The sequence below is a fragment of the Paenibacillus sp. fava2 genome, from assembly GCF_058313675.1.
Genome location: NZ_CM177755.1, coordinates 7,092,097 through 7,117,657 on the forward strand (window position 1 = coordinate 7,092,097; position 25,561 = coordinate 7,117,657).

Genomic DNA, 25,561 nt, shown 5'->3' on the forward strand with positions numbered 1-25,561 from the left:
CTGACAAGCGGCCCCGCGGGATAATCCTTCCGCGGGGCCGCTGTGCATATTGCTAGCGGGCCGTCTTAAAGTAGCAGTACACCCGGTCCAGCTTGCGTACATGCTTGCCGCGCGGGCTCTCCATGCTGCCGAATTCAAAAAACTTCACCTTGCGGATGCCCACATAGTTGAACAATGCCTTACGCATCAGGATCTTGTGCGCATTTCCCAGCCACAGCAGTGGATAATTGGCCGGTCCTTTCATCACCGAAATACAAACCACCGATTTTCCCTTAAGCAATCCCTCAGGCAACAGCCCGCCCTTATCCTTATAAGCAAATCCTGAAGCAAACATCTGGTCGATATAACCCATAAGCATAGCCGGCGGACGTCCCCACCAGATCGGGTAGACCAGTACAATCCGGTCAGCCCAGATCAGCTGCTCACGGTATTTGGTCAGCCTCGGGTCACTATGCATATCCCGCCGCCGCTTCTGTTCGTTGAAGACCAGCACCGGGTCAAACCCTTCCGCGTATAAATCCAGCACCTGTATATCTTTAACGGCTTCATTCTCCCGGCTGCCCCGCAGCACCTCCTGCAAAAAAGCATAGCTCAGGCTCTGATGATTCGGATGTGTATAGATTACCAGTGTGTTCATACCGGCACCCCTTTACTTATCATTTGATAACAAAATCCTAGCACATCCGATAATTAGTTGTCAAATGATAATTGTTTTATGATAATGTTTTTGCTATTGTCAAGGCAGAGGTGATCCCATGGACAATAACCTGTTATTTCAGCAGATAGTAGCCTTTACAACGGCCGTGCATCAGGTTACGAGCGACTTAACCAAGGATGTGAAATCAGGGGCGTTGACTCCTGTACAATATAAAATTCTCGAATACATCGCCGTAAGCCAGCCCGTAACCCTAAGCGAAATCAGCGATTGCATGCATATGTCGATGCCCAATACGAGCCGCGAACTGAAGAAACTGACCGAAAAACAGCTCTGCTCCAGAGTTACCGACCCGGCTGACCGCCGCAGGCAGGGGATTACCCTCTCACCTGCGGGCGAGGCGATGATGGGTGAAGCCTTCCAGACCATCGGCCGCCGGTTCGAGGAACGTATTGCCCATCTTTCGGAAGAGGAGCGCCGGGAGATCGGACAGGCGCTTGGGCTTTTGCAGCAAAAGGTTTTTTACTGAGCCCTCCCTTACAGTGCCGGATAAACCCATCATTTACCACAAAACCATTACCTGAAGCCAGCGTCCTACTATAGACAATAAATCTATAGGCCAAGGTGATACACATGACAAAATCCAATCCCGCCATTCTCCCGCTGCTTATCCTATCGCTATGCGGTGGAGGGGCTGCCTATGCGGATGCGCTTCCGCAGGAACCGCCGGCCTCTTCGGCTATTGCAATCTATCTGGACGGCAAGCCGCTCCCGACAGAGGTGCCGCCCCTGAATGTCGACGGAACAGTGCTCATACCGATTCGCGGGCTGTTCGAGGCGCAGGGAGCCGCGCTGAGCTGGGACAACACCGGCAAGACGGTCACTGCAACCAAAGAAGATACGACGCTCACTTATCAGATGGGTTCCTCCTCTGCCAATCTGAACGGCCGGCCCGTTGAGGTGGATGTACCCGGAATCATCGCTGACGATACAGCGATGATTCCGCTGCGGATGGCCAGCGAAGCCCTGGGCAATACCGTGAATTGGGTTCCGGCCACCCGGTCGGTGCAGATCTCATCGGCAGCGGTCATTTATGAAACCTCGATCCTCCGGGGGGTAACACTGCGCAGCAAGCCCGATGGCGACAGCAAGCCCGTTACGGAGAACCTGCTGTCTGCAGGAACCAAAGTGCACGTAATCAGCGTAGCCGACGCGCTCTGGCTGAAGGTCCGGACAGAGGACAATCTGATTGGCTACATCTCGGCCAAGCCGAAGTTTACCGACTACACCAGCTCTTCCCTCACCGAAAAGCAGGCTGCCGCTCTGATCGCGTACGGCAGGACTTTTAACGGCACACCCTACGAATTCGGTGCCTCCCCCGACCAGACGGATACGTTTGACTGTTCTTCCTTTGTGAAGCGCCTGTTCGAGGACATCCTGTCCGTCGAGCTGCCCCGCGTATCCTACAATCAGGCAAAGGAAGGCACCAAAGTCGGGCTGGACGAGCTGCGTCCGGGCGATCTGCTGTTCTTCACGGCACGGGGTCTTGATATCGGCCATGTGGCGATCTACGCCGGAAACAACAAGATTCTGCACACCTATTCCTCCGAAGAGGGCGTTCACACAGAGGACTTTGACGGCCAGTGGAAGAAACGCTTTGTGACCGCCCGCAGAATTTTGTAGCTTTGCAGCAGGCCTCCCGCCGGCAGCAGCAAAAGCCCCCAGCAGTTGTCACCGGACGGTGCTCCTGTTGAGGGCTTTTTTGTATATAAGTAATCAGGCTTACTATAGCTTCTCGGCAAAATCAAAGCTGTGCGTCACGCGGTTCCTTCCGCCTTCTTTAGATGCATAGAGCGCGGTGTCGGCTTTGTGGATCAGGTTTTTTTCCGAATCCCCCACCGTACATGTAGCAATTCCGATGCTGATTGTAAGCCGTCCGGTATCCCAGACAGCAAGCTCGGCCTCGTGCCGCAGGTTCTCAGCGACCAGCCTGGATTCGTCAGCAGCCATATCAGGCAAAATCAGCACGAACTCTTCTCCGCCGTAACGGGCGGCCGTATCCTTTTCCCGTGAATGAAATCTCAGCAGGCTCCCCAGCTTCTCCAGCACATAATCACCCTTCTGATGCCCGAAGGTATCGTTGATCCGCTTGAAGTAGTCAATGTCTATCATCAGCAGTGAAAACGGCTCCCCTGTCTCCCGGAACAGCTCCAGCTGTCCGCTCAGCTTTTCTTCAAAATAACGCCTGTTCCTGAGTCCTGTAAGCTTGTCCGTTGTAGACCGCTCCACCAGAACGGCATTAAGCTCCATCAGCTCACTCTGCTTCTGCTGGATTTCGGTATGGATCTGGCCCAGTCTGGCCAGTGCCTGCTCTTTTTCCCAGTAAGCCTCTTCGATCTGTTTCTTGGCCGAACGCAGCTCCTGCTCGTAATCCATCCGTTTGCTCATCTGCACCAGTACACAGTCTATCACCGCCACATCCTCAACCACCAGACTCCGCCCGTTCAGAATGTAGGGAACCGTCCCTCCGCTTACGTCCTTCAGGCTGATAAACAGCTCCTCTACATGACCATGCAGCTTGATATTCGGGTAAAAATAAGAATGAAAAACCAGCTGGTTCGCCTTAGACATAATGGATTCAATATGTTTATGCAGCAGCGCCTCCCGCGTGTATCCCATCAAGAAAAGGAAGGTATGATTCATATCCGTAATGATGCCCTGATGTGTAATCGACAAATATCCGCACGGGGCGTATTCCAGCCGTTCATCCATTGTTAAATAACCTCACAATACTGCATAGTGTTCAAAATCTGTTTACAGATAGCCTTGAATCAGCGCAATGGTCTCCTCCGGATGGCTGATATGCGGATAATGCCCCTTGGCCTGCATCAGCCGGAACTCGCTGTTCTTCAAGTGCTTATGCAGGTATTCACCTACTTCAATAGGCACAATGCTGTCATCCGAGCACTGCAGAATCAGCGTTGGCACTGCGGCTTCAGCCAGCGACCCGCGGTGGTCCGACAGGAATGTAACCTCGGCGAACTCCCGGGTAATCACCGGATCGGCGGAAATAAAGCTACGCTGCAGATCCTGAGTCAGCTCCGGCAAATGCGGATTGTTCATGGCAAGCGGGGCCATAAAGCTGGCCCAGCCGCTGAAATTCATCTCCATCATCTCCAGCAGCTCGGCAATATCGCTTTTCTCGAACCCGCCGAAGTAGTCCTCACCATCATTTAAATACCGGGGGGACGGGCCGATCATCACCATTTTGGCAAACAGCTCCGGCCGTTCTATGGAAGCCAGCATCCCAATCATGGAACTGACAGAATGTCCTATAAAAAGGATATCGCTCAGCTGCAGCAGTCCGATAACATCCAGCAAATCCTGTACATATCCGCGGAAGTTTCCGTACCGTTCTGTGCTATATGCGTTTAGATCGGAATTTCCCGAGCCTACATAATCAAAGAGCACCAGCCGGTACTCCTGCTCAAAAGCCGGTGTTATAAACTGCCACATGCTCTGGTCACACCCGAAGCCGTGGGCAAACACAATGGTCCGCTCACCCTCACCGGTTACTTTCACTTTGTTCCTGGCCCAAATCTCATTCATCTGCTGTAACTCCTTATTCTCTGAAATACTATCCCTCATTGTGAGGGCGGGCGCCCTAAATGACAAGTAAATCGTTATGCCAATCCCCCTGATCGTTCCAGCTAAAATGTGGCAGTAACGCAAACTTTTCTCATCTCGTTTCGGGCAGCCCAGCTTATTGCCTACAGCTTTTGGGCGAAGGCGTTCAGCTTTTCGGACATCTGCTGGATTTCATCAATGAAGGCCGATATCTGCTCCGAGGTTGCGGCCTGCTCCTGTACAATGGAAGCGATCCGTTCAATAGAGCTGCCCATTTGTGACGTTGCCGTTTTGAAAGCACCCAATGTGTCCTGAATCGTCCTGGTCGAGCTGACCGTTTCATTCGACAGCTTGCGGATCTCCTGGGCCACGACGCCGAAGCCCCGGCCCTTATCCCCGGCATGGGCCGCTTCGATTGCAGCATTGATGCCCAAGAGATGCGTCTGGCTGGCAACATTATTGATAATCATCACTACCTTGTCCGTCTCGCTAACCTGCTCGCCGCTTCTTTGTGCAAGGGCAAGCAGCTGCTGGGTAGAGGCGGCAAGCTCACTCGCGCCATCCGCTACCTGCATCAGCCGGGCACTCGCCTGGGCGAGCGAGCCGGCAATCTGGTCCGATATGATCCGCAGCTCACGCTGGCGGCGCAGCTGCACGGCAATGCCCCCGATGACCCGGCCCTCCCGGTCATGGATCGGGGTAGCCGTCCCGGTGAATTCGAAGCCGTAAAACTCGGCAGGCACATCAGCCCTAAGCGGCGTGTTATTACGGATGGCTGCGGTCAGCGGCTCCTCGGCATGAAGAAGCTGCCCCTCTTGGATATGCAAATTTATGTTTTCTCCCGGCCAATAGGCGAGGAATTTCTCCAGGTCGCAGATCGCGATTGATAGATCGGCGGGGACCGCCGCCCTGATTACCGGCACCGCCGCCATTAGCTGCTCCAGCGATTCAACTGTGTACATGTTGTAGCCACCTTTTTCAGTAAATCGTATATGACAACCAGATACTTGCATTTATAATAAAAGATTTATGGATTTATAAAACTTATAAATTTATAAATTTTCCGAATCTAAATCATCAAAATTTTAAGCAATCATGATTTATATCGGCTGGCGCCAGCCGTTATTCAAGCGTTGCGCGGCGTTTCGCAGCAAGATGGGAAGAACGGCTTAACTGCGCGGGCAGGTCAAGGGGATTATTGCCTATGGCTGCCGGCCGCATGCTGCGGGATGCGGGGGAGTGGCTCATTAGTGGGATTTTTCCCTTTATTCCGGGCAGACTGCAGGCTTGGGCGGCTCATTAAGGGGATTTTTCCCCTTTAAAGTGTGCTTTCGGCCACACAGGCTGAAATCAGAGGCATTTTTGCCTTTCATTTCGCTCTTTTAGCCATATGAAGCGAAATCAGAGGCATTTTTGCCCTTCATTTTGCACTTTTAGCCACTTGAGGCGAAATCAGAGGCATTTTTGCCCTTCATTTCGCGCTTTCAGCCACACGAGGCGAAATCAGAGGCACTTTTGCCCTTCATTTCGCGCTTTTGGCCATATGAAGCGAAATCAGAGGCACTTTTGCCCTTCATTTCGCGCTTTCAGCCACTTGAGGCGAAATCAGAGGCATTTTTGCCCTTCATTTCGCGCTTTCAGCCATATGAAGCGAAATCAGAGGCATTTTTGCCTTTCATTTCGCGCTTTTAGCCATATGAAGCGAAATCAGAGGCATTTTTGCCTTTCATTTCGCGCTTTTAGCCATATGAAGCGAAATCAGAGGCATTTTTGCCCTTCATTTCGCGCTTTCAGCCACATGAAGCGAAATCAGAGGCATTTTTGCCTTTCATTTCGCACTTTTGGCCACTTGAGGCGAAATCAAAGGCACTTTTGCCCTTCATTTCGCGCTTTTAGCCATATGAAGCGAAATTAGAGGCACTTTTGCCCTTCATTTCGCACTTTTGGCCACACGAGGCGAAATCAGAGGCATTTTTGCCCTTCATTTCAAAGATTGACTAGCCAGCAGCAACCTCAAATTGAAAATGTCTGTACGAAAGCAGCCGTTAAAAAAAAGGCGCCCTCATAGGGCGCCGGAATAAGTGTGTAAGTTCTGCGTTCTGCGTTCTGCGTTCTGCGTTCTGCGTTCTGCGTTCTACGGTCTGCGGTCTGCGGTCTGCGGTCTGCGGTCTGCGGTCTGTGCTGTGGTTGCGATTCGCGTTCTGTACGAACTCCTCTACCACTTCCATTACTTCCGTTTCATGCTCCGCAGCTCATTCTCCCACCTGCAGTTCTCACTCACTACTATTCATTCCTTATTCTCTACACTTCAATCTCTACCACTCATTCTTCACTGTTCACTCTTTACTCTTCCCCACTCCTCACTCCTCACTCCTCACTCCTCACTCCTCACTCAAAGCCCCCGGCTCCTCATCTTTCTTAACCGCTCCACCTTACATTACCTAGAAAGAGTATCCCGCGTACCTCTCCGCATTGCTGATACTGGTCCAGATGTCCGGGCTCTCGCCGCCGATATGCCAATAGGCGATGCCGGCCAGCTTTTGCCGGGCGGCCAGATTGAACTTGGCCGTCAGGGAGCGGCCCTCCTCCAGCCAGATGGTGTGCTTCAGCTGACCGGTATAGCTGACCACATATTGCCCGAGCGTGCTGTTCCAGACGGGCCGCAGACCATAGCTGCTGACGCGCTGATTCTGTTCGGCAAGAGACAGCTCAACGGAGGATGCCGGCACGGAGCCTTGCTTCAGCGTCCAGTCGCGTGTATACAGCGGCATGGCCAAAATCACCTTTGCAGCCGGCACCGCCTGCAGCAGCTTGCCCACTGCCTGCCGGACATAGGGCAGGGAAGCGTTCGAGCCGGGAGTCGGGCTCCCGGTGTAGTGCTCATCATAGCCCATCATCACCATGTAGTCGGCCTGTTTGCCAAGCGCTGCATAGTCAAAGGCCTCCGTCCAGTCTGTCCCGAGATCAGGCGATACATCTACCGAGAGCACAGCGCCGAGAGCGTGCAGCTTGCCGGCCAGCTGGGTAACAAAGGCTGTCAACACAGCCTTGTCGGCCGCAGCCACGTTCTCGAAATCGAGATTCAGGCCGTCCAGATCATATTTGCTGACAAGCGCCGCCAATTGATTAACTGCCGCCGTTCGTGCTGCCGTACTGGACAGCAGCTGATGTGTAGCAGCCTGATCAAAGCGGTTGCCGACCATCGGCCAGATCTTCTTGCCGTTATTCTTCGCCCAGGTAACCATTGAAGCTACTGTCGAATCCGATACCGTTCCGGTACTCCCCACAAAATACCAGCGCGGAGTTAACGTGTTCACATTGGATTGCATTATGCTGTTCTGATACTGCGCCGCAGTCTGGCCATACTGCCAGCCCATTACGATCTGCGGGTTTCTACCCCCCTCAAGCTCAGCCACCCAATCCTGCTGCTGCAGCACCCGGTAGATAAGCACCGCCGTTTCCTGCCTTGTAATAGGAGCCGCCGGCCTGAAAGCGCCTGTCTGGTCGCCCTTCATTAAGCCTAAACGGCTAACGGCTGCTACTGCACCGCCCGCCCAGGTGGCGATTGTGCCGCTGTCCCGGAAGACAGCCTGCACATCCGCTGCGTTCCCCGTCTCCTTAAACGCCCGGGCCAGTAGTGCTGCAGCCTCCTGGCGGGTGACCGGCTGTGCCGGAGCAAAGGTCCGCTCTGAGGTTCCGCCGGCCAGCTCCAGCTGGACAGCCGCCTGAATCCAGCCATAATACCAGGCGCTCCGGCCCACATCGGTGAACGGTGAGATCGGACTGTTGACGGGTTCCAGCTTCAGCAGACGGCCCAGCATGGTAATGAGCTCCGCTCTGGATACCAGCCCCTGGGGCGAGAAGCTGTTCTCTGAGGTTCCGGTTATGATCTTCTTGTTATATAAGTCTATGATTTCATTTTTGGCATAGCTGGCTGCGATGTCATTAAAAGGCTGCGCAGCATCTGCCGACGCCGCCGGGGTGTATGTAGTGTAAATAGCAGCTGTACACAAGACAGCGGCTGCTCCGGTTGCGATTCTTCCCAATATACTCTTCACGTCACTGCAAGACCCTCTCTCACTACCATTTTGCCGAGAGTATACCAGAGATAGAGTCTGTTATCACCGCTTAAATACTGGCAGAAAGAAGAAGTGTCACCAGATTGTCCGGATGCCGGACCCGTCAGAAGTTTAATTCGAAACCCGCGTGGTTATGAATGGAATAGAGTATAAGATTCGGATTCTATAAAATATGAAGTTAGCCAGGAGGGAACAGCATGATGAAGGATTCCAGTTCAACCGGCGGCATTCCGGCAGCGGAGAACACCGGCCTCGCCGCACAAGCGGTCGACGCTATCGAAGGCTTATCCGGCGTCCACCCCGGCTACCGCCGTGCCCACGCCAGAGGCATCTGCTGCCGTGCTGTGTTCCGGCCGGGCGGGCTTGCTGCCGCCTTTACCACTGCTGCACACCTGCAGGAGCAGGAGTCGGCGGCGGTGGTCCGTTTCTCCGGCAGCTCCACCGATCCGTCACTGGCCGATCTGCTCTCCCCGGCCAAAGGCATGGCTGTGCAGTTCAGCCTGCCGGACGGAGGGAGTACGAGCCTTGCGGGAGCTACTGTGCCGGTCTTTTTTGCCCGGACGCCTGAATCTTTTGTCGATATCGTCCGCACCGCGCACAAAGCACAGAAAGGCAATCTGGGTCCGCTCGAGCTCATTAAAGAGATCACCACGCATTTCAGCGAGAGCAAGGAAAGCTTTCTCAGCCTGGGCAAGCTGAAACCGCCCGCGAGTTATGCTGAGCTGCACTATTACTGCATCCATGCCTATTTCCTTGCAGATGCGCAGGGCCACAAGCGGCCGGTCAAATTCGAGTGGAAACCTGAAGCCGGCGTGCGCACGCTATCGCTCGCAGATGCCCGGCAGCAGCCGGACCGCTACCTGGAGGATGAGCTTGAGCTTCGCCTGAAGGCTGAACCCGTTATCTTTCAGCTTCATGCGATCTTCGGTGAAGACGGCGATCCGACCGATGACCCGACCAAAGCCTGGCCGGATGACCGGCGGCGGATTGAAATTGGCCGTTTGTATCTAACGGAGGTCATAAAGGAGCCGGAAGAGCTGCTCATGGACCCGGCGGCCGTTACAGAAGGCATTGAGCTCTCCGATGATCCTATTCTTCATTTTCGCCGCACTGCCTACGGAGAGTCCTTCCATAGACGCCGTAAAGAACAATAACCTATCAATGGAAGGACGGGAGTACTGATGGAACAGGCTATGATTATTGTGAATCCAACCTCCGGAAAGGAAGAAGGCGCAGGGTATGTCCAATCGGCCCTGGATATTCTGGAGGAGCAGGGATATGCGGTTACTGTGATGGTGACGCAGCAGGAAGGGGATGCTACCCTTTTCAGTACCACTGCATGTAAGCAGGGCTACGGCCTGGTGGTGTCGATCGGCGGGGATGGTACACTGCATGAGGTAATCAACGGGCTGAGCGGGGAGCCGGACTGTCCCAAGCTTGGGGTCATTCCGCTCGGAACGGTAAATGATTTTGCCCGGGCAATCGGGCTATCCCTGGTTCCGGAAGAAGCCATCCGCACGCTTGCCTCCTCCGGCACCCGCGCAGTCGATGTCGGACGGCTGAACGGGCGGCTGTTCATCAATGTGGTTGCTGCCGGTGCCATTGCCGAATCGGTATCGGCGGTAACTTCAGAGGATAAATCGCGGCTGGGCTCATTGGCTTATTTCAAAGAGGGGATGAAGGAGCTGACCGGGAACACGCCCAACCGCCTGACCATCACTCATGACGGTCAGGTATGGGAGGGCGATTCGCCGCTGTTTATTGCCGCCCTGACGAATTCGGTCGGCGGCTTTGAGCGGCTGGCTCCGGGCGCTGCCGTTGATGACGGCCTGATCCACTGCTTTGTCATCAAGGATCTGACAATTCTGAGCACCCTGTCCGTCAGCATCTCCCTGCTGCTGGGCAACCTGAAGAATCACAAGGATGTAGAGTATTTTACTGCCCGCAATGTGGCTGTAGATTCGGCAGCGCCGATGCGGACCAACGTCGACGGCGAGACGGGGCCGGCACTGCCGGTGCAGCTTAGCGTCCTGCCGCGCCATATCCGGGTCGTCGTGCCGGAGGAATAATCCGCTAAACAGCAGCAGTTTATTCCTTGCGGCAGCTCCCCGCCCCCGCCACCCGCCAGCCAGCCTACACCTGCCGCTGCAACTTCCGGGCATAGACGATCTGGCCGATATGATAGGCGTTATGGGTGGCGGCATTGCTGATAATCTCCCACCACAGCGCGGGTTCGGGGAATCCGTTCACCTGCGCTTCCAGACAGTCCTCGGCAAGCAGTGTCTGCCAGCGCAGCAGAATATCCAGCAGTCCGCTCCTTAACTCGCCGAACGAAACGTTCTCCGGCAGAATAAAGCTGTTATTGTTATCGCCTACAGGCGGTACGGCATCCACGCGGCCCGCCTCATAACGGGTCTGCCAGGTCTTGTTCCAATACAGAAGATGCTGCGTAAGCTCGGCAATACTGTTCAGGCCGGCACCCGGCTTCCAGAACGCCTCCTCTTCCGTCACCCCTTCGGTTGCCTGCATAAACGGCAAATGCCAGCTGGGATCATTGGCACCTGCCAGCAGCTGGTTGGCTAATACTTCTCTCGCATGAATCATTCTATTTCACTCCCTGTTCTATACTGGTTTAGCTTGCCCTGATAAATCAGTTCCAGCCGCTCACTCTTGCGGAAATCATCCGGTGTAACAAGCGCCGGCAGCTTATTCCACAGCTTGATGCCGGAACGGTCGAGAATTTCCGCAACGAACTGCGAGCAGAAATAAGAATTGCTGAACTCAACCGGCTCCTTCAGGGCAATGCCGATGACACCCAGAATGTTATACAGGTATTTCTGCCGGCTGCGGATAAAAATGTGCAGCACCCGCTTCATCTTTTCCACTTCCCGCTCTGTAACCTTTAGCTCATAGATCACGCAGGTCGTATTCGGATATTTACTGAACGTCCCCGTATGCAGATCCTCTTTCACGAACCCCCCGTTCAAAGGATTGCTGGGATGTTTTCTGCCGAAGCTGTACATCTCCGACAGGTCACGGGTAAATGAGATGGATGCATGGTTGTACGGAGCCCTGGTATAGCCCTGAATAAGCCGTGTAAACAGCGTTCCGGTATTCGTAAGCAAAATAAAGACTGATTGATTACCTTCCATTTACAAATTTTCCCCTTATCATGTTCGGACATTTCCTTCATAATAACATATGATTCCTTTAATGGAATCCTATCCTGAAACAGGCTGGTGATCGGCTCTTGAACAGCTCTTTGTTTACGCTACTCCTCATTACGGCTGGTCTTTCGGCCATTCATCTGATCTATCTCGCCGTCAGCAGGCTTCAGAAGGACAAGGATTATACCGGTATCGGCTTCCGCATCAAAACCTGGTGGGGCATGCTGTTTATTTTCTGCCTGGCCACGCTGTTCAATGCAGTGGTGTCCCTGCTGTCGCTGATGGTGCTGTGTTTCTTCTCGCTAAAAGAGTATTTCTCCATGATCCGCACGCGCAAAGCCGACCGCAGGCTGTTCCTGTGGGCTTACCTGGCGATTCCGCTGCAGTTCTACTGGATCTATATCGAGTGGTACGGGATGTTCATCGTCTTTATACCGGTCTACGTCTTCCTGCTGCTGCCGCTCCCCCGGCTGCTGAATAAGGGGACGCTCGGCTTTCTGCGCAGTGTCAGCTCCACCCAGTGGGGGATGATGCTGATGGTGTTCGGGCTTAGCCATCTGGCCTATTTCCAGTTCGCCACTCCCGAATACGGCGCGGGACTGGTGCTGTTCCTGGTGGTGCTCACCCAGCTGAACGATGTGGCCCACTATCTGGGGTCGCTTTATTTCGGCAAGCATAAGGTCGTTCCGACCGCCAACCCGCATCTGACCTGGGAGGGCTTTGTCTGCGGATTTGTAGCCACAACCGCCGTTTCCTATCTCATCTATCCGTACCTGACCCCGCTCACTCCGCTGTTCGGGCTGCTGTCAGGGGTATTAATCAGCCTGAGCGGATATTTCGGCAGCCTGACTGTCTCTGTACTGAAGCGCGACCTGCTGATCGGAGACGATGACAAATTCGCCGCCCTGCAAAAAAGCTACCTGAGCCGGGTCGACAGCCTGGCGTACACCTCACCGATCTTTTTCCATGTGATCCGGTATTTCTTTGATTTCATGTAGCCGTCCGTGCGATAGGCATTCCTTAAGAAGGGGTGTCTATTTTTTTGCAGAAAAAGAAGGCACAACCCGCAGGGTTTGGCAAAAGACCTTCGTCTATTACGGTGGGAAGGGGGAGAAGGCTCATTGATGAGGAACGTTTGATCAAGCAGATTTTACAGGGCGATCACGCCAAATTCCGCTGTCTTATCGACAGTTACGGGCGGCATATCTATCAGGTCACCTATTCTGTGCTTCACCAGGCCCAGGATGCCGAGGATGCTGCCCAGGAAGCTTTTGTCCAAATTTATAAGTCTCTCCCCCAATACCGTTCAGAAGGGTTCAAAACATGGATCACCCGCATCGCCCTGCATAAAGCAATCGATATCAAACGCAAGCTGGAGCGCAGGAAGGCGGAGGTTAATAACAGCGGAGATGTAATCCTGCAGACCGCCGACCATCAGGCAGACGTTGTCCGCCAGCTGCTGAAGAAGGAGGAGAAGGAGCTTTTGCGGCAAAATATATTGTCCCTCCCCCACCAGCACCGTGATATTATTGTGGATTTCTACTTAAAAGAAGAAAATTATGAGCAGATTGCCCTGAAGTCGCAGATCTCGGTAAGAACGGTGGAGTCGAGGCTGTACAGGGCACGGCAATGGATCAGAACACACTGGAAGGAGACCCCGCGGGATGAATAAACCGGATCAGCAGGAATGGATACGTTACGTACAGGGAGAGATGACCGGGCCGGAGCGGGAACAGATGGACAGACTGCTTCTTGAAGATCCTGAGGCGCTTCCCTCCTATATGACTGCTCTGGAGCACTGCATGGTACCTCAGCTGCCTGACACAGATGCCTTTGCCGAACAGATAATGGACCGGATTACACCTTATCCATCTGCGGCAGAGCCCGCAACCAGGCAGGCAGGCGGCCGGCTTCACAAGATACTGGGCAACCAATGGGTGCATTACATCGCGGCGGCCTGTATAACGATGCTGTTTATCTCCGCCGGATTATTTGACCGGATCGCTCCGGGTAATCTGGATGCCGGTGCCGGAATAAAGCAGCCTTACAGCGAGAAAATGGTCCAGAAAGCAACCGGGTGGCTCGAAGACATCAAGCCGGCCCTCCACAAACCATAGGAAATGAAAGGACGGAATGCCAATGCCGCAGCAACGCAGCAAGATGCTGGCTTTTTTGCTTAATATGATTCCTGGCCTGGGACACTATTATTACGGAAGCCGGCTGAAGGGGTTTATATACGGATTTATCTTTTTTGGAGGCCTGGGTCTCGCCTTTCTAACACTCGTTGCGGGAAGTGATGAGGGATTTGCCGCCTTGTGTCTTTTAGCAGCAGCCGTTCTCTGGTTCATCAGTATGTTCAGTATGGTAATCAGACTGATCCGGGAACCGGATTATCCTCCATACTACCATCATTATCCCCACCCTCAGGGTCAAATGCCGGGCAGCCCCGGAGGGCCGCTGGAACAGCCTGCATATGGATACCAGCCGCAGGAGGAATACGGATATCCGCAGCAGCAGCATATGGAGCCGCGCCGGGAGAGCGAGCGGTTCTATACCATTCTTCTATCCTTTGTCCCCGGCCTCGGCCATCTGCATTTAGGCCTGCTGCAGCGCGGGTTATCATTCCTGATCGGGTTCTTCGGCCTTGGCATTATGCTCGTATTTGTAGCCGGCATTACCGGGCAGGAAACGTTTCTGATCTTTCTGCTCCTGCTGCCGGTATTGTGGCTGTACTGCATGTTCGATGCAGCCCAGCATGTGAACCGCAAGCAGGCCGGGGAGCTCCTGGAAGACAAGACGATCTTCGAGCAGCTTGAGCACGGCAGAAGCGCAGGCAAAAAAAGCAAAGTCATCGCCACCCTGCTGGCCGCCTTCCCCGGAGCCGGACATATGTATCTGGGGCTGCAAAAAAGAGGCCTCCAGCTGATGCTCATCTTCCTCGGAAGCATCTATATTCTGGATCTGCTGAATCTTTCGCTGTTCCTTTTCTTTATCCCGATTGCCTGGTTCTACAGCTTTTTCGACGGGATGCAGCAGGCCAGCAAATACGGCAGGGAGCCCCTCTATGACAAGCCGGTCTTTGAAGGCTGGACCCGGTATCAGGGCTGGATCGGCGGCGCACTCCTGTTCCTGGGTGTGTATTATCTGTTCATCCGTATAGTCGTTCCGGAGCTGAACTTTAGCTACGGCTACTATATTGCCCGGATTCAGTCGTATATGAATACTGTTGTCGTTGCCCTGCTGATGATCGGCGGGGGCATCCGGTTACTGACGAATTCACGGAAAAAGAACACCGAAGCGGAAAAGTTCCTCAGAGCACTGGAGCGCGAACCCAAGTAGAAAAAGTAAACAGCAAAACAGCACGTTCTCCCGGTAAAGGGGAACGTGCTGTTTGCTGTTTCACTAATCATATTGCTGACTTTAAAAGCCGCTGTTACATCTGAGTCTCACTGTCCGTTCCGGATTGTGTTGTACCTCCGGTTCCGGCAGACGGAGTGCTAGTTGGCGGGGTGCCAGTCGGCGGAGTGCCGCCAGCGGTACCGCGTTCAGGTCTTGTACCACCGCCGAAGCCGCCTTGGCCACGGCCGCCACCCATGCCGCCCATACCCTGGGTTGCTTCGGTAACACCGGATTCATTCAGCCAGGTTACACTGCTGGAGAGGTCGAAGCTTACGGTTTCTGTTCCGCCGCTGTAAGTTCCGTCTGTATAAACTCCGTCTACCGCAGTGCCTGTCGAGCTGCCGCCGGTGGAGAGAGTGTAAGAACCGCCTTCTTTCAGATCAGGCGAGCTGATTACAATTGCGCGGTAGCTCTTCGATGGAGCAAAGGTAGCAATGGTGCTGCCATCCTTGTCCTTCAGATTAACCAGCTGTCCGGCTTCCTGTGAATCTGTGAAGGTCATGGCGATGGAGTACTGGCTGGAAGATTCGCCAGGGGCTTGAAGCATACCGGCGCTTCCTGCAGCGATCAGATATCCGCCGGTGATTTCGAAGGAACCGTCGTAATCCAGGGAGCCGTTGCCGTCATCGGTTGGACCATTGACGGTGACTGTACCGCCGCTCATTGTGATTGACCCATTGGAATCAAGGCCGTCACCTCCGGCATCTACATTTAGTGTGCCGCCGGTAATCGTCAGCAGATTACTGCCGGAGCTTGCGAACTGATCCTGGCCTCCGGATGTTTGTCCGGCATTAGTGTCATTGCCGCCCGCTACGTTGACGCCGTCATCAGAAGCCACTACATCGATGTCACCGCCGGAGATGGTGATATTGCCGCCTTCAATCCCTTCATAGCTCTTGGTGATGTTAACGGTGCCGCCGGAAATGGCTGTCAGGCTGTCAGCGTGAATGCCGTCATCTCCTGCCTCGATCTGGAACTCCCCGTCTGTGATCGATACGTTGCTGTTGCTGTGCACTGCATCATCTGCGGAGTCAATCGTGAAGCTGCCGCCGTTAACAGTAAGGTCACCGCCGGATTTCAATCCTTTCATACTGGTCGATTCTGTTTCGGTAGTAGCTGCAGCATCAGTGGATGCGGCAGCACTGCTGTCTGCGGGTGCTTGTGCTGCAGCCCCTGCTGCAGTTCCTTCTGCTGCTTCTGCTGAAGCACCTGCCATTGCGTCAGCCGCTGGCATATCCGGCGGTGCAGCCTGTGTACCGTCCGCCGACGGAGCCTGGCCGCGCATTCCGCCGCCCATGCCGCCTTTGCCGAATCCGCCGCCGCCAAAGCCGCCTTGATCACCTGTCTTCACCTCAGCGTTGGCACTGCCTCCGCCGGTAATCAGGTTATACGTACCTCCGTCGATTACAAGGGAGGTTTCACCTTGAATGCCGTCATTTGCTGCCGTGATGTCAAAGGTTCCTCCGGATATCGCTATGAAGCCCTTCTCCGTATCTTCATCATTGGTCGACTTGATGCCATCGCCCTCTGCTGTAATGGTAATGCTGCCGTCCTGCACAGCTACCAGATCTTTACCGACAAGTCCATCATCGGCAGCCTGTACTTCAATTGTGCCGGAGACGATTTTCAGATCATCTTTACTTGTAATACCGTCGTTAAAGTTGCCGTTAACCTTCAGGGTTCCCGTCCCGTTAATAGTCAGATCGGCCTTGCTGAAAATCGCTGCACTCGGCTCATCCGTAGCCGCATCCGGGTACACATAGTTTGCCGCATCTGTTACTGTGTTCACGGTGCCGTCTTCCAGTGTCATGATGACTTTACCGGCTTCCTTAATGTAGACTGGCGCACTGCTGCTGTTCGTAAGCGTAGCCCCGTTCAGTACGAGATGCACGCTGCTGTCATCCTGCACATCGATAATGATCTGACCGTCGCTCAGCGTGCCGCTCAGCACATAGGTTCCGCCGGCCGAAATGTTTACCTTGTTACCGGAAGCAGCCGCGCCGGTTCCAGTCACGGTGGCACTGGTTCCGCTTAGCGCAATCGTTGTTGCACTGTCAGCGCTCCAGGCTGTGGCCACATCTTCTTCATCAAAGCTGACGAGGTCCGCCGCCTTCACACTTGCCGGTTGTACACTTGTAGCTGCGCTGGCGGCAGCTGCAGTAGTCACTGCTGCCGCACCAGCTGATGAAGAGGTAGAGGCATTGCTGGTTGTACTGCAGGCTGACATGACGGCTGCGAGCAGCAGAATCAGCCCCGCTTTGCTTGCCATTATAAATTTACTCATATCGGATCAATCCTTTCAGTTTCCGGTTTAGTATTCTGTGGTAGTTGGGCACATCGTAAGCGACAGGTCCAGGTTGCCGTTCCGGGTGCGGATGGCATCCAGGAATTCCTTCTGGCTCGTGTGCTCATCAAGGGTAACGTTATACACCAGCTCATAGAGGCTGCCGAGCTCGGTGGTTCTGATCTTTTTCAGCTCATAAGCGACATTGAACTTGTTGAACACTTCGGCAAAAGCTTCTTCGTAGCCCAGATTTTCCGGGATGGTTACCTTCAGCGTTTTTTGCGCTGATTTTCTTACTCCAAAGCCGGTGCGGTTCAGGATTACCATGATGATGCAGAGAATAATGGTGAACAGGACCGCGTAGCCGTAAGCGCCGACGCCGCAGGCAAGGCCTGATGCCATGGTGAACAGGACAAAGGTGATGTCCTTAGGATCGCCGGGCGCACTTCTGAAGCGGATAATCGAGAACGCTCCGGCCAGGCTGAACGCTCTGGCTACGTTGCTGCCGATTAAGAGAATGATGATGGCTACAATAACAGGCAGCAGCACCATGGTGAGCGTGAAGCTCTGCGAATAGCCTGCCGGGCTTGTTTTCATATAAGTGAAGCTGATCAGCGCGCCCAGCGCCAGGGAGATCAGGATCGTCAGAACCGCATTGCCAAAGGTTAGAGCCGTACTGTCAGAGACGGCGGTGAAGATGGAATCAAGCATACAGGACACTCTCGCTTTCTACTTTGCTGTTTCTCAGCATTTTTTTATATTCGTTGCCGTATTTGGAGAAGCTGGTGCGGTACATCTGGTGCTCGGAGAGCATTTTGGACAGCCACACCGGAATCGTCTTCTCGGCTTTGACCTCCATCAGCCACTGGCCCGGCTCCATCAGCTGCTCGCCGTGGGTACCGTGCTCCATTTTCAGATCGTACCGCCGGCTTCTGATATTCGTATCGAAGGTGATACGCAGATCGCGGTTATTTTTGCAGAACAGCGCTTTGCGGTCATAGGACAGATACACCATCGGCTTCAGATCATAGCAGCTCAGGAAGTATTTGATTTCCTCAACCACCTGCTTGTTCATGTAGTCCTTGTACTCAGGCGGGATCCCTGTGCGGACAAAATCGTAAGCTTCGTGCAGCTTGAGCGAGGTTCTTCTTTTGTTGACGAGGCCGAAGACCTTCTTCTTGATCTCCAGGTAGACCCTGGAATCGCCATTTGGAACACCGTATGCCCGCAGGCGCAGCTTCTCTTTGTATTTCGGCTTGGACAGGCTGTTGCGGATCAGCGTATTGCTCGGTGTGTCGTAGTACAGATTAGTAATGGAATAGAACTCATGCTGTTTGTTGTAATCATCCGGTTCCATATATTCGAGCAGTTCGTTATAGAGCTTCAGGTACGCTTCATGGTCGAACAGGTATTTGTTTTCATAGCGGTTGAAAACCTCGATAGCCATCGGGATCAGATCCTTTCTCTTCCGAATGTTTCGTATGTCTCGCTTGCCTATGAATGTATCTTAGCGGCCGAACCTTTAATGAATCTTAAATGGATTTTACACTGCGTTTATTTTTTTACACCGGCTTTACAAAGGGCTTCTGCAGCAAAAGAAAACCTCCGGTATATAGTAGAAGCTTTGAATTTCCGGCTCTGCGGTTAAGGTTGATTAAAGGTAATCTTGCTATAATGGCGTAAGTTACACTACAGACATTAAGCTAACCAGGGGATGATGACAGGGTGAGAATATTAATCGTGGAAGATGAGGTGCATCTGGCCGAGGCCGTGACCCAAATCCTCAAAAAGCATAACTATTCGGCAGACGCCGTGCATGACGGCAGAACGGGCCTCGATTACGCGCTGAGCGGGATTTATGATCTGCTGCTGCTCGACATCATGATGCCGGAGATGGATGGAATCAGCCTGCTGCGGGCCTTACGCAAAAAAAGTATCCCGACCCCCGTCATCTTCCTGACGGCCAAAGGGGATACCACCGATATGGTGACAGGGCTTGATTACGGCGCCGACGATTATATCGCCAAGCCCTTCTCTTCGGAGGAGCTGCTGGCAAGAATCCGGGCGGTACTACGCCGTAAAGGCGAGGTGCTGCCGGATGATGCGCTGAAATACGGGGATCTGGAGCTGAATACGACGAACCTGAAGCTGATGGTAGGCGGCAAGGAAATGAAGCTGAATCTGAAGGAGAGCGAGCTGCTGGAGCTGCTGATGGTCCGCAAGCAGTCTGTTACCTCGAAGGAGCAGATTATTGAGAAGCTGTGGGGTTTTGATTCAGAGGCCGAGCATAACAATGTGGAGGTCTATATTTCTTTTCTGCGCAAAAAGCTTACGTTCCTCGGGGCCTCCACACGCATCAGCACAATCCGTAATGTGGGCTATGTATTAGAGGTGAATGCCTGATGTTCAAAAAGCTCAGAAACCGTTTCCTGATCGTTAATCTGGTGACGATCTCCGTGATGATGCTGGTCGCCTTTGCTACCATCTATATCATCAACTACCTGAATGTCCAGAATGACATCCGCATGGATCTTCAGCGGATTACCGAGGCCTTCCAGAAGCCGGGCAGCGGCGAGCACCGCGGCGGCGGCATCGGCGATGGCATCGGCGGCTCGCCGGACGGCGGCACAGACACCGGAACGCAGCGCCAGGATATTGGCGGCGGCAGCTTCGGGAGAATGGGCGGCAGTCCGCCGCCGGAGCGTTCGATCTCCTTCATGATCGAGACCGATAACGACTGGCAGCAGACCGGTACGCCTGTCTCACAGCTCAGCATGGATGATGAATTCTATGCCCAGGCACTGCAGGAAGCCGTTGATATGAATAAGACAACCGGGAGATTCGAGCTGGACGGCAGTCTTTGGGCCTTTGAGACCAAGCCCGCCGCTGACGGGCATATGCTTGTTTTCCTGGACATTACCTCCCAGCAGAAGATTCTCACGAATCTGATCTACATCTTCACCGTTGTCGGTGTGGTCATGCTGGTTATCCTTTACTTTACCAGCCGCTACTTTGCGAACCGCTCCATCAAGCCGGTACAGGAAGCCTTCGACAAGCAGAAGCAGTTCATCGCCGATGCCTCGCATGAGCTGAAGACGCCGCTGGCCATTATTAATACGAATACGGATGTGCTGCTCTCTAATCCTGAAGATACCATTCTTGAGCAGTCCAAGTGGCTGCACTATATCAAATCGGAGACAGAGCGGATGGCCAAGCTGACGAATGATCTGCTCTACCTGACCGAGATGGATGACTCCCGCACCGGGATGATCCATGCCCCCTTCAACATCAGCGAAGCGGTGGAAAATATCATTCTGACGATGGAAGCCGTCATTTTTGAAAAGAATGTGGTGCTGGAGTATGACATCGAGCCTAATCTGACTGTGCACGGCAACAGCGAGCAGATCAAGCAGGTCGTCATGATTCTGCTGGACAATGCCGTTAAGTACACCGGGCCGAAGGGTGAGATCACCCTGTCTCTGCGCAAGCAGCACAACGATGTGCTGCTATCCGTCACCAATACCGGCGAGGGCATCGCCGCCGAGCATCTGACCCGGATCTTTGACCGGTTCTACCGCACCGATACCTCGCGCGCCCGCAAGCAGGGCGGCTACGGACTTGGACTCGCGATTGCGAAGTCGATTGTGGAGCAGCAGCATAAGGGCAAGCTGTATGCCAAAAGTACAGTCGGAGAATCAACTACGTTTTATGTGCAGCTGTCGTAATTAAACCGAATTTTAAATAAACGGCTGAAACCAGGTGGAGGGTCCCTCCGTATCAGAGTTATTACCGATAAGGAGGAGATTCACAGCAATGTCCATGTTTAAAAGAATGCTCGCAAGCGCCGGAATTGGCGCCGCTGAGGTGAACCTCATGCTTCACCAGGATGTAGTAAGAGCCGGTGATACACTCAGCGGGGTTGTCCGCATTCAGGGCGGCCGTGTGGATCAGAAGGTTGATGATGTGTATGCCTTCGTCAAGACCCGCTACGTGAAGGAGCATAACGATTCCAAGAGCCATGTAGAGGCAACCATTGCCAAGTTTTTGCTGGCTTCCGGTTTCACCGTGGAGGCAGAGAAGGTCTATGAATTCCCTGTATCCTTCCAGCTTCCGTCCGTTACTCCGGTGACCATGGGCAAAACTCCCGTATGGATTCATACCGGGCTGGATATCAAGGAAGCCCTCGATCCGAAGGACGAGGACTATCTCCAGGTGCTGCCTCATCCGCATTCGGCGGTTGTTCTGGATGCTGCAGCCCAGCTCGGCTTCCGGCTCCGCGAGGTCAGCTGTGAATACGCTCCTCATTACGGCAAAAGAAACGGGCTCCCCTTCGTTCAGGAGTTTGAATTCCTGCCTTCCAGCCAGTTCCGCGGCCGTCTGGATGAGCTGGAAATCATGCTGTACCCGGATGAGCAGGGCGTTGAGCTGCTGCTGCAGATTGACCGCAAGGCCCGGGGATTATCCGGCCTGCTGGCAGAGGCGCTTGATGCCGACGAGAAATTCGTAAGACTCCGCTTTGACCAGAGTCATCTGGCAGCGGGAACGGAATACATTGCAGGCCAGCTGCTCGCAACGATCAGCAAATACGCATAACGGCTTCTATACAAGAAACCGGCTGAACGGATTACTATCCGTCCAGCCGGTTTTTGTGTACAGGGCAGCCGTTCTCATTGGATCCGGTTAACCGCTCTGTAGTTAGCCTGCATTGACCTTAGGCTTAACCGGCACCAGCAGATCAAGCTGCATGCACTGGTCAAGCTCCTCATTACTGAGCAGATAACGGTTAAGGTAGTTGAGATGCTCTTCAAGCAGACCGCCCATGCAGGCCGGATCGCCCGGATTCAGCTCATACTCCCCGTGGCTCTCTACCCACTTATACAGCCAGCCCCATTCCTCGAAATTGCCCATAGGGATCATGTGCGCAGCATAGAGGCCTCCGGGAAACTCTTTTTTCACAAATGGCTCCGGCAATTCCAGATCTGCCGGGATCGTCACCCACCGCTCGTAGCCGTGGTCAGAGCCATCCGGCTTCTCTCCGTTCGGATGATTGAAGCCGTAATGCCGCAGGTCCGGCTTAAGCCGGCTCAGGTCAGTCCGGATCATAAACCGGCGCAGCTCCGTACCCGTATCCGCCTCCGGCGAACCTCCTACACAGTGGATGGAGGCCACCGTGGCAGGGGGCAAATAGACAATCCTTACATCCTTCAGCTGGGATAACTGATCTCCGGCAGCGTTCAAATCACTCATACCTGTCTCCTCCTTAAAGCTGAATTTAGCGGAAGGAAGGGATTCAATGATTTGCAGAACAGACTTATCGGCCAATAATTGAAGGCCTGTAGCAGCTTCAGCTGATCCTTTAAGCGCCTCAAGCAGTTCATCCAGAACCGCCCTTATTGCAGACAGGGCTGTTATCTCCTGGGTCAGCGCCTTCACTTTGTCCTGAAATACGGCGATGGCTGCCCTGGCGTCTTCACTCTGCAGAATGGCCTGAATGTCCTTAAGCGGTATCCGCAGCTTTCGCAGCAGCAGAATCTGCTCCAGCCGTCTAAGCGAATCTTCATCATAGGTCCGGTACGCGTAACCATCGCTCCTGACACTGGCCAGCAGCCCGATCTGCTCGTAATATCTGAGCGTTCTGGTGGATACATTGAAGCTTCTGGTTACCGCAGTTATCGTCTGTAAATTCATGGAATCCTCCTTTCACTTTCAGCTTAAGGTACGACGCGGCGTCAGAGTCAAGCGTGCAGCAGTTCCTTTAAATAGCCGCTTAACGCCCGGGCTGCCTGCTCATGGGCCGATATTCCGGGATGGCTTCGAGCGCCGGCACTTTCCGGTGTCATGTTAGGCAGCTGGAATACAGAGGCCCTTGTGTCTCCTGACTTACGGATATAACTGTCAACGGCACGGCTGATGGCCGGCAGCATCGGAACGCCCAGTATTCCGTAAGCCCAGACCAGATAGGCCCGCGGATTGCAGAATCTCAGCTGTACAAGAAACGCTTCTGCAGCTGCCTCAAAAGCCTGCAGGTCCTCCTCATTGAAGGAGCCGTCTTCGTTCAGCCGCTGCTTGCGGGACCTGCCGCTGACCGGATCGTTCCAGTCCGGCGAATAAAAGGCGCCGCCGTCGTTGGTGCCCAGATTAATCACAACGGCATCCGGCTGCCAGGCCTCAAAATTATGGTCCTGCAGCGCTCCGAGCGCTTCATTGCGCTCACCGCCCAGCAGGCCGCATACCTGCCCGTAATAGAGAGGGATATTCTTCCCGGGATTGTTATCCCAGCTTGTCAGCACCCCCCAGCCGCTCTGGGAGATGACAGAATAGTCCGCATCCAGCTCCCTGGCTGTCATGGCGGTATAATTCACGGCAGCACTGAACCACATGGGAATCCAGTCTTCCTCGGACTGGGCGCCGATCACGCCCTCGCCTGAGGTGATACTGTCCCCGATGAACTCAAGCTTCAGCGGCTTATCCGCTACCGGCAGAAACTCCCCGTCACACTGAACTCCATGTATCTGCAGCAGACAGCCCGGGTCATCACTCATCGCCTGCAGCTCCTTAATAATCTTCACATTCTTCACAGCCTGATCATTCATGCCTCTGAAGACACAGATCCAGTGTCTGCCCGCGGTTACCATCTGTCTGCTGACAGGGGATCCGTTAATGACGATGCTGATCCACGGCTCATGCTGGTCATAGTCGGCTTCAGCCTCAATCCACAGCTCCGAACCCCTGATATTGAATTCAAGTGCGCTGCCTGTCCAGAACAGCGTCAGGGGAGCCAGGCTCCCATTTGTTCTGCCGTGAACCTTGAGATGTGCAACCTCTTGCAGGGCTGCGGCTTGCAGTCTCCCGTTCTCTTTCATCCTCTCGTTCCTCCCGGCTTTCTCCCAAGATCAACTATCCTTGCTTGATTGGTGCCGCCAGCACAATCTGGCCTCTAGGCGCTTCGCCGCCGTCATCCGGCTCGAGTGTGATGGCAACAGTATCGTACTCCTGCGGCTCAAAGGTATAATACAGCGCGCCGTTACCGCCCTGTGATACGAAGGTGCCGGCATTCTGCGGAACATCGCCTTTGATCAGCCATACCTGGTATACTTCGGTCCCTGTAAGCTCCGGCAGTCCTTCGGCCTGCACAACAAGATGTGTGCTGCTCTTGTCCACGATGATGGTAGCCAGGCCTTTGACCGCAGACTCCACTGCCGCCGGACTAAGCACAACCGACTCATTCACCTTAATTCCCTGAAGCGGTCCAGAGCTGACAGCCACCTGTCGCTGCAGCTGATCGACATCCTGGCGCAGCTGGCTTGTATAGATGAGCAATACTACGACAGCTGCAGCAAGGCCGGCGCTAAGATAACGCAGGAACGGCTTCTTTCGGGGTGCCGGCGCGGTCTTGACCGTATACTCCGGCTCCTCCCGGACCGGCTTGGGTGCTTCACCCGCAGGCTTCTGAACCTGCTGAACCGGAGCATCTGCTTCCAATACCCGGGACAGAATGCGCTTCTTCATCTCTGCCGGCGGCTCAGCTGGCTCGGAGGCAAGAGGGAGCAGCTCAATTACCTGGCGGTATTCTTTTACCAGTTTCTCACATTCGGGGCATTCCTGTAAATGAACGCCGAACTGCTCCATTTCATCGTCCTGCAATGCGTCAAGCGCATACAATTCAGCCCATTCACACAAGTCTTTATTCTCTTCAGTCATGAGCCTGATCCCTCCTTCCCCAGTGGATTAACCGTTTCTGCAGCTGCCTCATGGCCAGTCTTACCCTGCTCTTAACTGTGCCCAGCGGAACAGCTACGTGATAGGCCACCTCCTGCTGTGTAAGGCCCTGATAATAGATAAGGTCCATCACCTGCTGCTGGTCTCTGCTCAGCTCCTGCAATGCTTCTCTTACCTGTTCTCCCGCCAACAGCATTTCAACCATATCCTCCGTCATCGCCCCGGTATCGCGGAGCTGCTGCAATTCCTCTGCATCAGCAGACTGCTGCGGAGGCCGTGTATTCTTCTTGCGCAGCTGGTCAATCGCAATATTCCGTGTAACCGTAAACATCCACGTTGACAGCTTGCCCTTAGCGGAGTCATACTGCTCCGGGTTCTTCCAGATCCGCATAAATAATTCCTGCATCACTTCCTCCGCCGCCATTGAATCCTTCACAATCCGGTATGCGAAGCTGTAAACCATCTGCTCGTACCGGTCGTAGAGCTTTTCGAGGGCATCCGGGTCCTTCTGCCTGATTTGCTGCATTAATTGTACGTCGTCAGCGACTTCGTTCAACTGTTACCCCCCATTTCCCCAGCGTAGTTGGATGAATTAATATTTTAAAATTTAATTTATAAAAAGTGATCCAAC

At 53.9% G+C, this 25,561-nt stretch carries 25 protein-coding genes; 11 read left to right on the top strand and 14 right to left on the bottom strand.

Features of this window, described 5'->3' with window-relative positions:
• Nucleotides 1–52: 52 nt before the first annotated feature.
• A complete protein-coding gene (locus AC4G46_RS31240; protein ID WP_491126043.1) occupies nt 53–637 on the bottom strand; it encodes an NAD(P)H-dependent oxidoreductase in 585 nt (194 codons plus the stop codon).
• A gap of 118 nt (nt 638–755) precedes the next feature.
• On the opposite strand from AC4G46_RS31240, the gene AC4G46_RS31245 reads away from it, so the two are divergent.
• Both AC4G46_RS31245 and AC4G46_RS31250 read left to right on the top strand, forming a co-directional pair.
• A complete protein-coding gene (locus AC4G46_RS31245; protein ID WP_491126044.1) occupies nt 756–1,184 on the top strand; it encodes a MarR family winged helix-turn-helix transcriptional regulator in 429 nt (142 codons plus the stop codon).
• 104 nt (nt 1,185–1,288) lie between these two features.
• A complete protein-coding gene (locus tag AC4G46_RS31250) occupies nt 1,289–2,338 on the top strand; it encodes a C40 family peptidase (RefSeq protein WP_491126045.1) in 1,050 nt (349 codons plus the stop codon).
• Nucleotides 2,339–2,440: 102 nt separating this feature from the next.
• On the opposite strand, the gene AC4G46_RS31255 is transcribed toward AC4G46_RS31250, so the two are convergent.
• From AC4G46_RS31255 to AC4G46_RS31270, 4 genes are all read right to left on the bottom strand, one after another.
• A complete protein-coding gene (locus AC4G46_RS31255; RefSeq protein WP_491126046.1) occupies nt 2,441–3,427 on the bottom strand; it encodes a sensor domain-containing diguanylate cyclase in 987 nt (328 codons plus the stop codon).
• A gap of 42 nt (nt 3,428–3,469) precedes the next feature.
• Nucleotides 3,470–4,264: an alpha/beta fold hydrolase gene (locus AC4G46_RS31260; protein WP_491126047.1), complete on the bottom strand. Its 795-nt coding sequence runs from the start codon at nt 4,262–4,264 to the stop codon at nt 3,470–3,472.
• A 161-nt stretch (nt 4,265–4,425) separates the two neighbouring features.
• Nucleotides 4,426–5,244: a methyl-accepting chemotaxis protein gene (locus AC4G46_RS31265; protein ID WP_491126048.1), complete on the bottom strand. Its 819-nt coding sequence runs from the start codon at nt 5,242–5,244 to the stop codon at nt 4,426–4,428.
• A 1,479-nt stretch (nt 5,245–6,723) separates the two neighbouring features.
• Nucleotides 6,724–8,340 (bottom strand): S-layer homology domain-containing protein, encoded by a 1,617-nt coding sequence (locus AC4G46_RS31270; protein WP_491126049.1) that lies wholly within the window; start codon nt 8,338–8,340, stop codon nt 6,724–6,726.
• Nucleotides 8,341–8,558: 218 nt separating this feature from the next.
• On the opposite strand from AC4G46_RS31270, the gene AC4G46_RS31275 reads away from it, so the two are divergent.
• Entirely contained in the window at nt 8,559–9,515 is a 957-nt protein-coding gene (locus AC4G46_RS31275) for a catalase family peroxidase (RefSeq protein ID WP_491126050.1), read from the top strand.
• Nucleotides 9,516–9,542: 27 nt separating this feature from the next.
• Nucleotides 9,543–10,430 (top strand): diacylglycerol/lipid kinase family protein, encoded by an 888-nt coding sequence (locus AC4G46_RS31280; protein ID WP_491126051.1) that lies wholly within the window; start codon nt 9,543–9,545, stop codon nt 10,428–10,430.
• Between the two features lie 64 nt (nt 10,431–10,494).
• Here AC4G46_RS31280 and AC4G46_RS31285 read toward each other — a convergent pair whose 3' ends face one another.
• Together AC4G46_RS31285 and AC4G46_RS31290 are read right to left on the bottom strand one after the other, a co-directional pair.
• Nucleotides 10,495–10,965, bottom strand: coding sequence for a DinB family protein (locus AC4G46_RS31285; RefSeq protein ID WP_491126052.1), 471 nt, complete (start codon nt 10,963–10,965; stop codon nt 10,495–10,497).
• The gene (locus tag AC4G46_RS31290; RefSeq protein ID WP_491126053.1) at nt 10,962–11,513 is read right to left on the bottom strand and encodes a hypothetical protein; all 552 of its coding nucleotides are present in this window, start codon (nt 11,511–11,513) and stop codon (nt 10,962–10,964) included. The genes AC4G46_RS31285 and AC4G46_RS31290 overlap by 4 nt, the downstream gene beginning before the upstream one ends.
• 98 nt (nt 11,514–11,611) lie before the next feature.
• Between AC4G46_RS31290 and AC4G46_RS31295 the strand changes: the two genes are divergently transcribed.
• The 4 genes from AC4G46_RS31295 (at nt 11,612) to AC4G46_RS31310 (ending at nt 14,867) form a co-directional block, all read left to right on the top strand.
• On the top strand, nt 11,612–12,526 hold the full coding sequence (locus tag AC4G46_RS31295; RefSeq protein ID WP_491126054.1) for a phosphatidate cytidylyltransferase: 915 nt from the start codon (nt 11,612–11,614) through the stop codon (nt 12,524–12,526).
• A gap of 137 nt (nt 12,527–12,663) precedes the next feature.
• Complete coding sequence (locus AC4G46_RS31300; RefSeq protein ID WP_491126055.1) at nt 12,664–13,200, top strand: RNA polymerase sigma factor; 537 nt, start codon at nt 12,664–12,666, stop codon at nt 13,198–13,200.
• Nucleotides 13,193–13,645 (top strand): hypothetical protein, encoded by a 453-nt coding sequence (locus tag AC4G46_RS31305; protein WP_491126056.1) that lies wholly within the window; start codon nt 13,193–13,195, stop codon nt 13,643–13,645. Before AC4G46_RS31300 ends, AC4G46_RS31305 begins: the two co-directional genes overlap by 8 nt.
• Before the next feature lie 22 nt (nt 13,646–13,667).
• A complete protein-coding gene (locus AC4G46_RS31310; protein ID WP_491126057.1) occupies nt 13,668–14,867 on the top strand; it encodes a hypothetical protein in 1,200 nt (399 codons plus the stop codon).
• A 94-nt stretch (nt 14,868–14,961) separates the two neighbouring features.
• Here AC4G46_RS31310 and AC4G46_RS31315 read toward each other — a convergent pair whose 3' ends face one another.
• From AC4G46_RS31315 to AC4G46_RS31325, 3 genes are read right to left on the bottom strand one after another with little or no spacing between them, the layout of a single operon-like run.
• On the bottom strand, nt 14,962–17,196 hold the full coding sequence (locus tag AC4G46_RS31315; RefSeq protein WP_491126058.1) for a carbohydrate-binding domain-containing protein: 2,235 nt from the start codon (nt 17,194–17,196) through the stop codon (nt 14,962–14,964).
• A 42-nt stretch (nt 17,197–17,238) separates the two neighbouring features.
• Nucleotides 17,239–17,922, bottom strand: coding sequence for a DUF4956 domain-containing protein (locus AC4G46_RS31320; protein WP_491126059.1), 684 nt, complete (start codon nt 17,920–17,922; stop codon nt 17,239–17,241).
• Entirely contained in the window at nt 17,915–18,658 is a 744-nt protein-coding gene (locus tag AC4G46_RS31325; protein WP_491126060.1) for a polyphosphate polymerase domain-containing protein, read from the bottom strand. Before AC4G46_RS31325 ends, AC4G46_RS31320 begins: the two co-directional genes overlap by 8 nt.
• Before the next feature lie 278 nt (nt 18,659–18,936).
• Between AC4G46_RS31325 and AC4G46_RS31330 the strand changes: the two genes are divergently transcribed.
• The 3 genes from AC4G46_RS31330 (at nt 18,937) to AC4G46_RS31340 (ending at nt 21,804) form a co-directional block, all read left to right on the top strand.
• Nucleotides 18,937–19,614 (top strand): response regulator transcription factor, encoded by a 678-nt coding sequence (locus AC4G46_RS31330; protein ID WP_277467966.1) that lies wholly within the window; start codon nt 18,937–18,939, stop codon nt 19,612–19,614.
• Nucleotides 19,614–20,936, top strand: coding sequence for a sensor histidine kinase (locus AC4G46_RS31335; RefSeq protein WP_491126061.1), 1,323 nt, complete (start codon nt 19,614–19,616; stop codon nt 20,934–20,936). The genes AC4G46_RS31330 and AC4G46_RS31335 overlap by 1 nt, the downstream gene beginning before the upstream one ends.
• A gap of 88 nt (nt 20,937–21,024) precedes the next feature.
• Nucleotides 21,025–21,804: a sporulation protein gene (locus AC4G46_RS31340; protein WP_491126062.1), complete on the top strand. Its 780-nt coding sequence runs from the start codon at nt 21,025–21,027 to the stop codon at nt 21,802–21,804.
• Between the two features lie 102 nt (nt 21,805–21,906).
• On the opposite strand, the gene AC4G46_RS31345 is transcribed toward AC4G46_RS31340, so the two are convergent.
• Genes AC4G46_RS31345 through AC4G46_RS31360 form a run of 4 tightly spaced genes read right to left on the bottom strand, consistent with a single transcriptional unit; the run spans nt 21,907 to nt 25,486 of the window.
• Complete coding sequence (locus tag AC4G46_RS31345; RefSeq protein ID WP_491126063.1) at nt 21,907–22,899, bottom strand: MerR family transcriptional regulator; 993 nt, start codon at nt 22,897–22,899, stop codon at nt 21,907–21,909.
• A 47-nt stretch (nt 22,900–22,946) separates the two neighbouring features.
• The gene (locus AC4G46_RS31350) at nt 22,947–24,074 is read right to left on the bottom strand and encodes an SGNH/GDSL hydrolase family protein (RefSeq protein ID WP_491126064.1); all 1,128 of its coding nucleotides are present in this window, start codon (nt 24,072–24,074) and stop codon (nt 22,947–22,949) included.
• Between the two features lie 34 nt (nt 24,075–24,108).
• A complete protein-coding gene (locus AC4G46_RS31355; protein ID WP_491126065.1) occupies nt 24,109–24,912 on the bottom strand; it encodes an anti-sigma factor in 804 nt (267 codons plus the stop codon).
• Complete coding sequence (locus tag AC4G46_RS31360; RefSeq protein WP_491126066.1) at nt 24,905–25,486, bottom strand: RNA polymerase sigma factor; 582 nt, start codon at nt 25,484–25,486, stop codon at nt 24,905–24,907. The genes AC4G46_RS31355 and AC4G46_RS31360 overlap by 8 nt, the downstream gene beginning before the upstream one ends.
• Nucleotides 25,487–25,561: the final 75 nt, after the last annotated feature.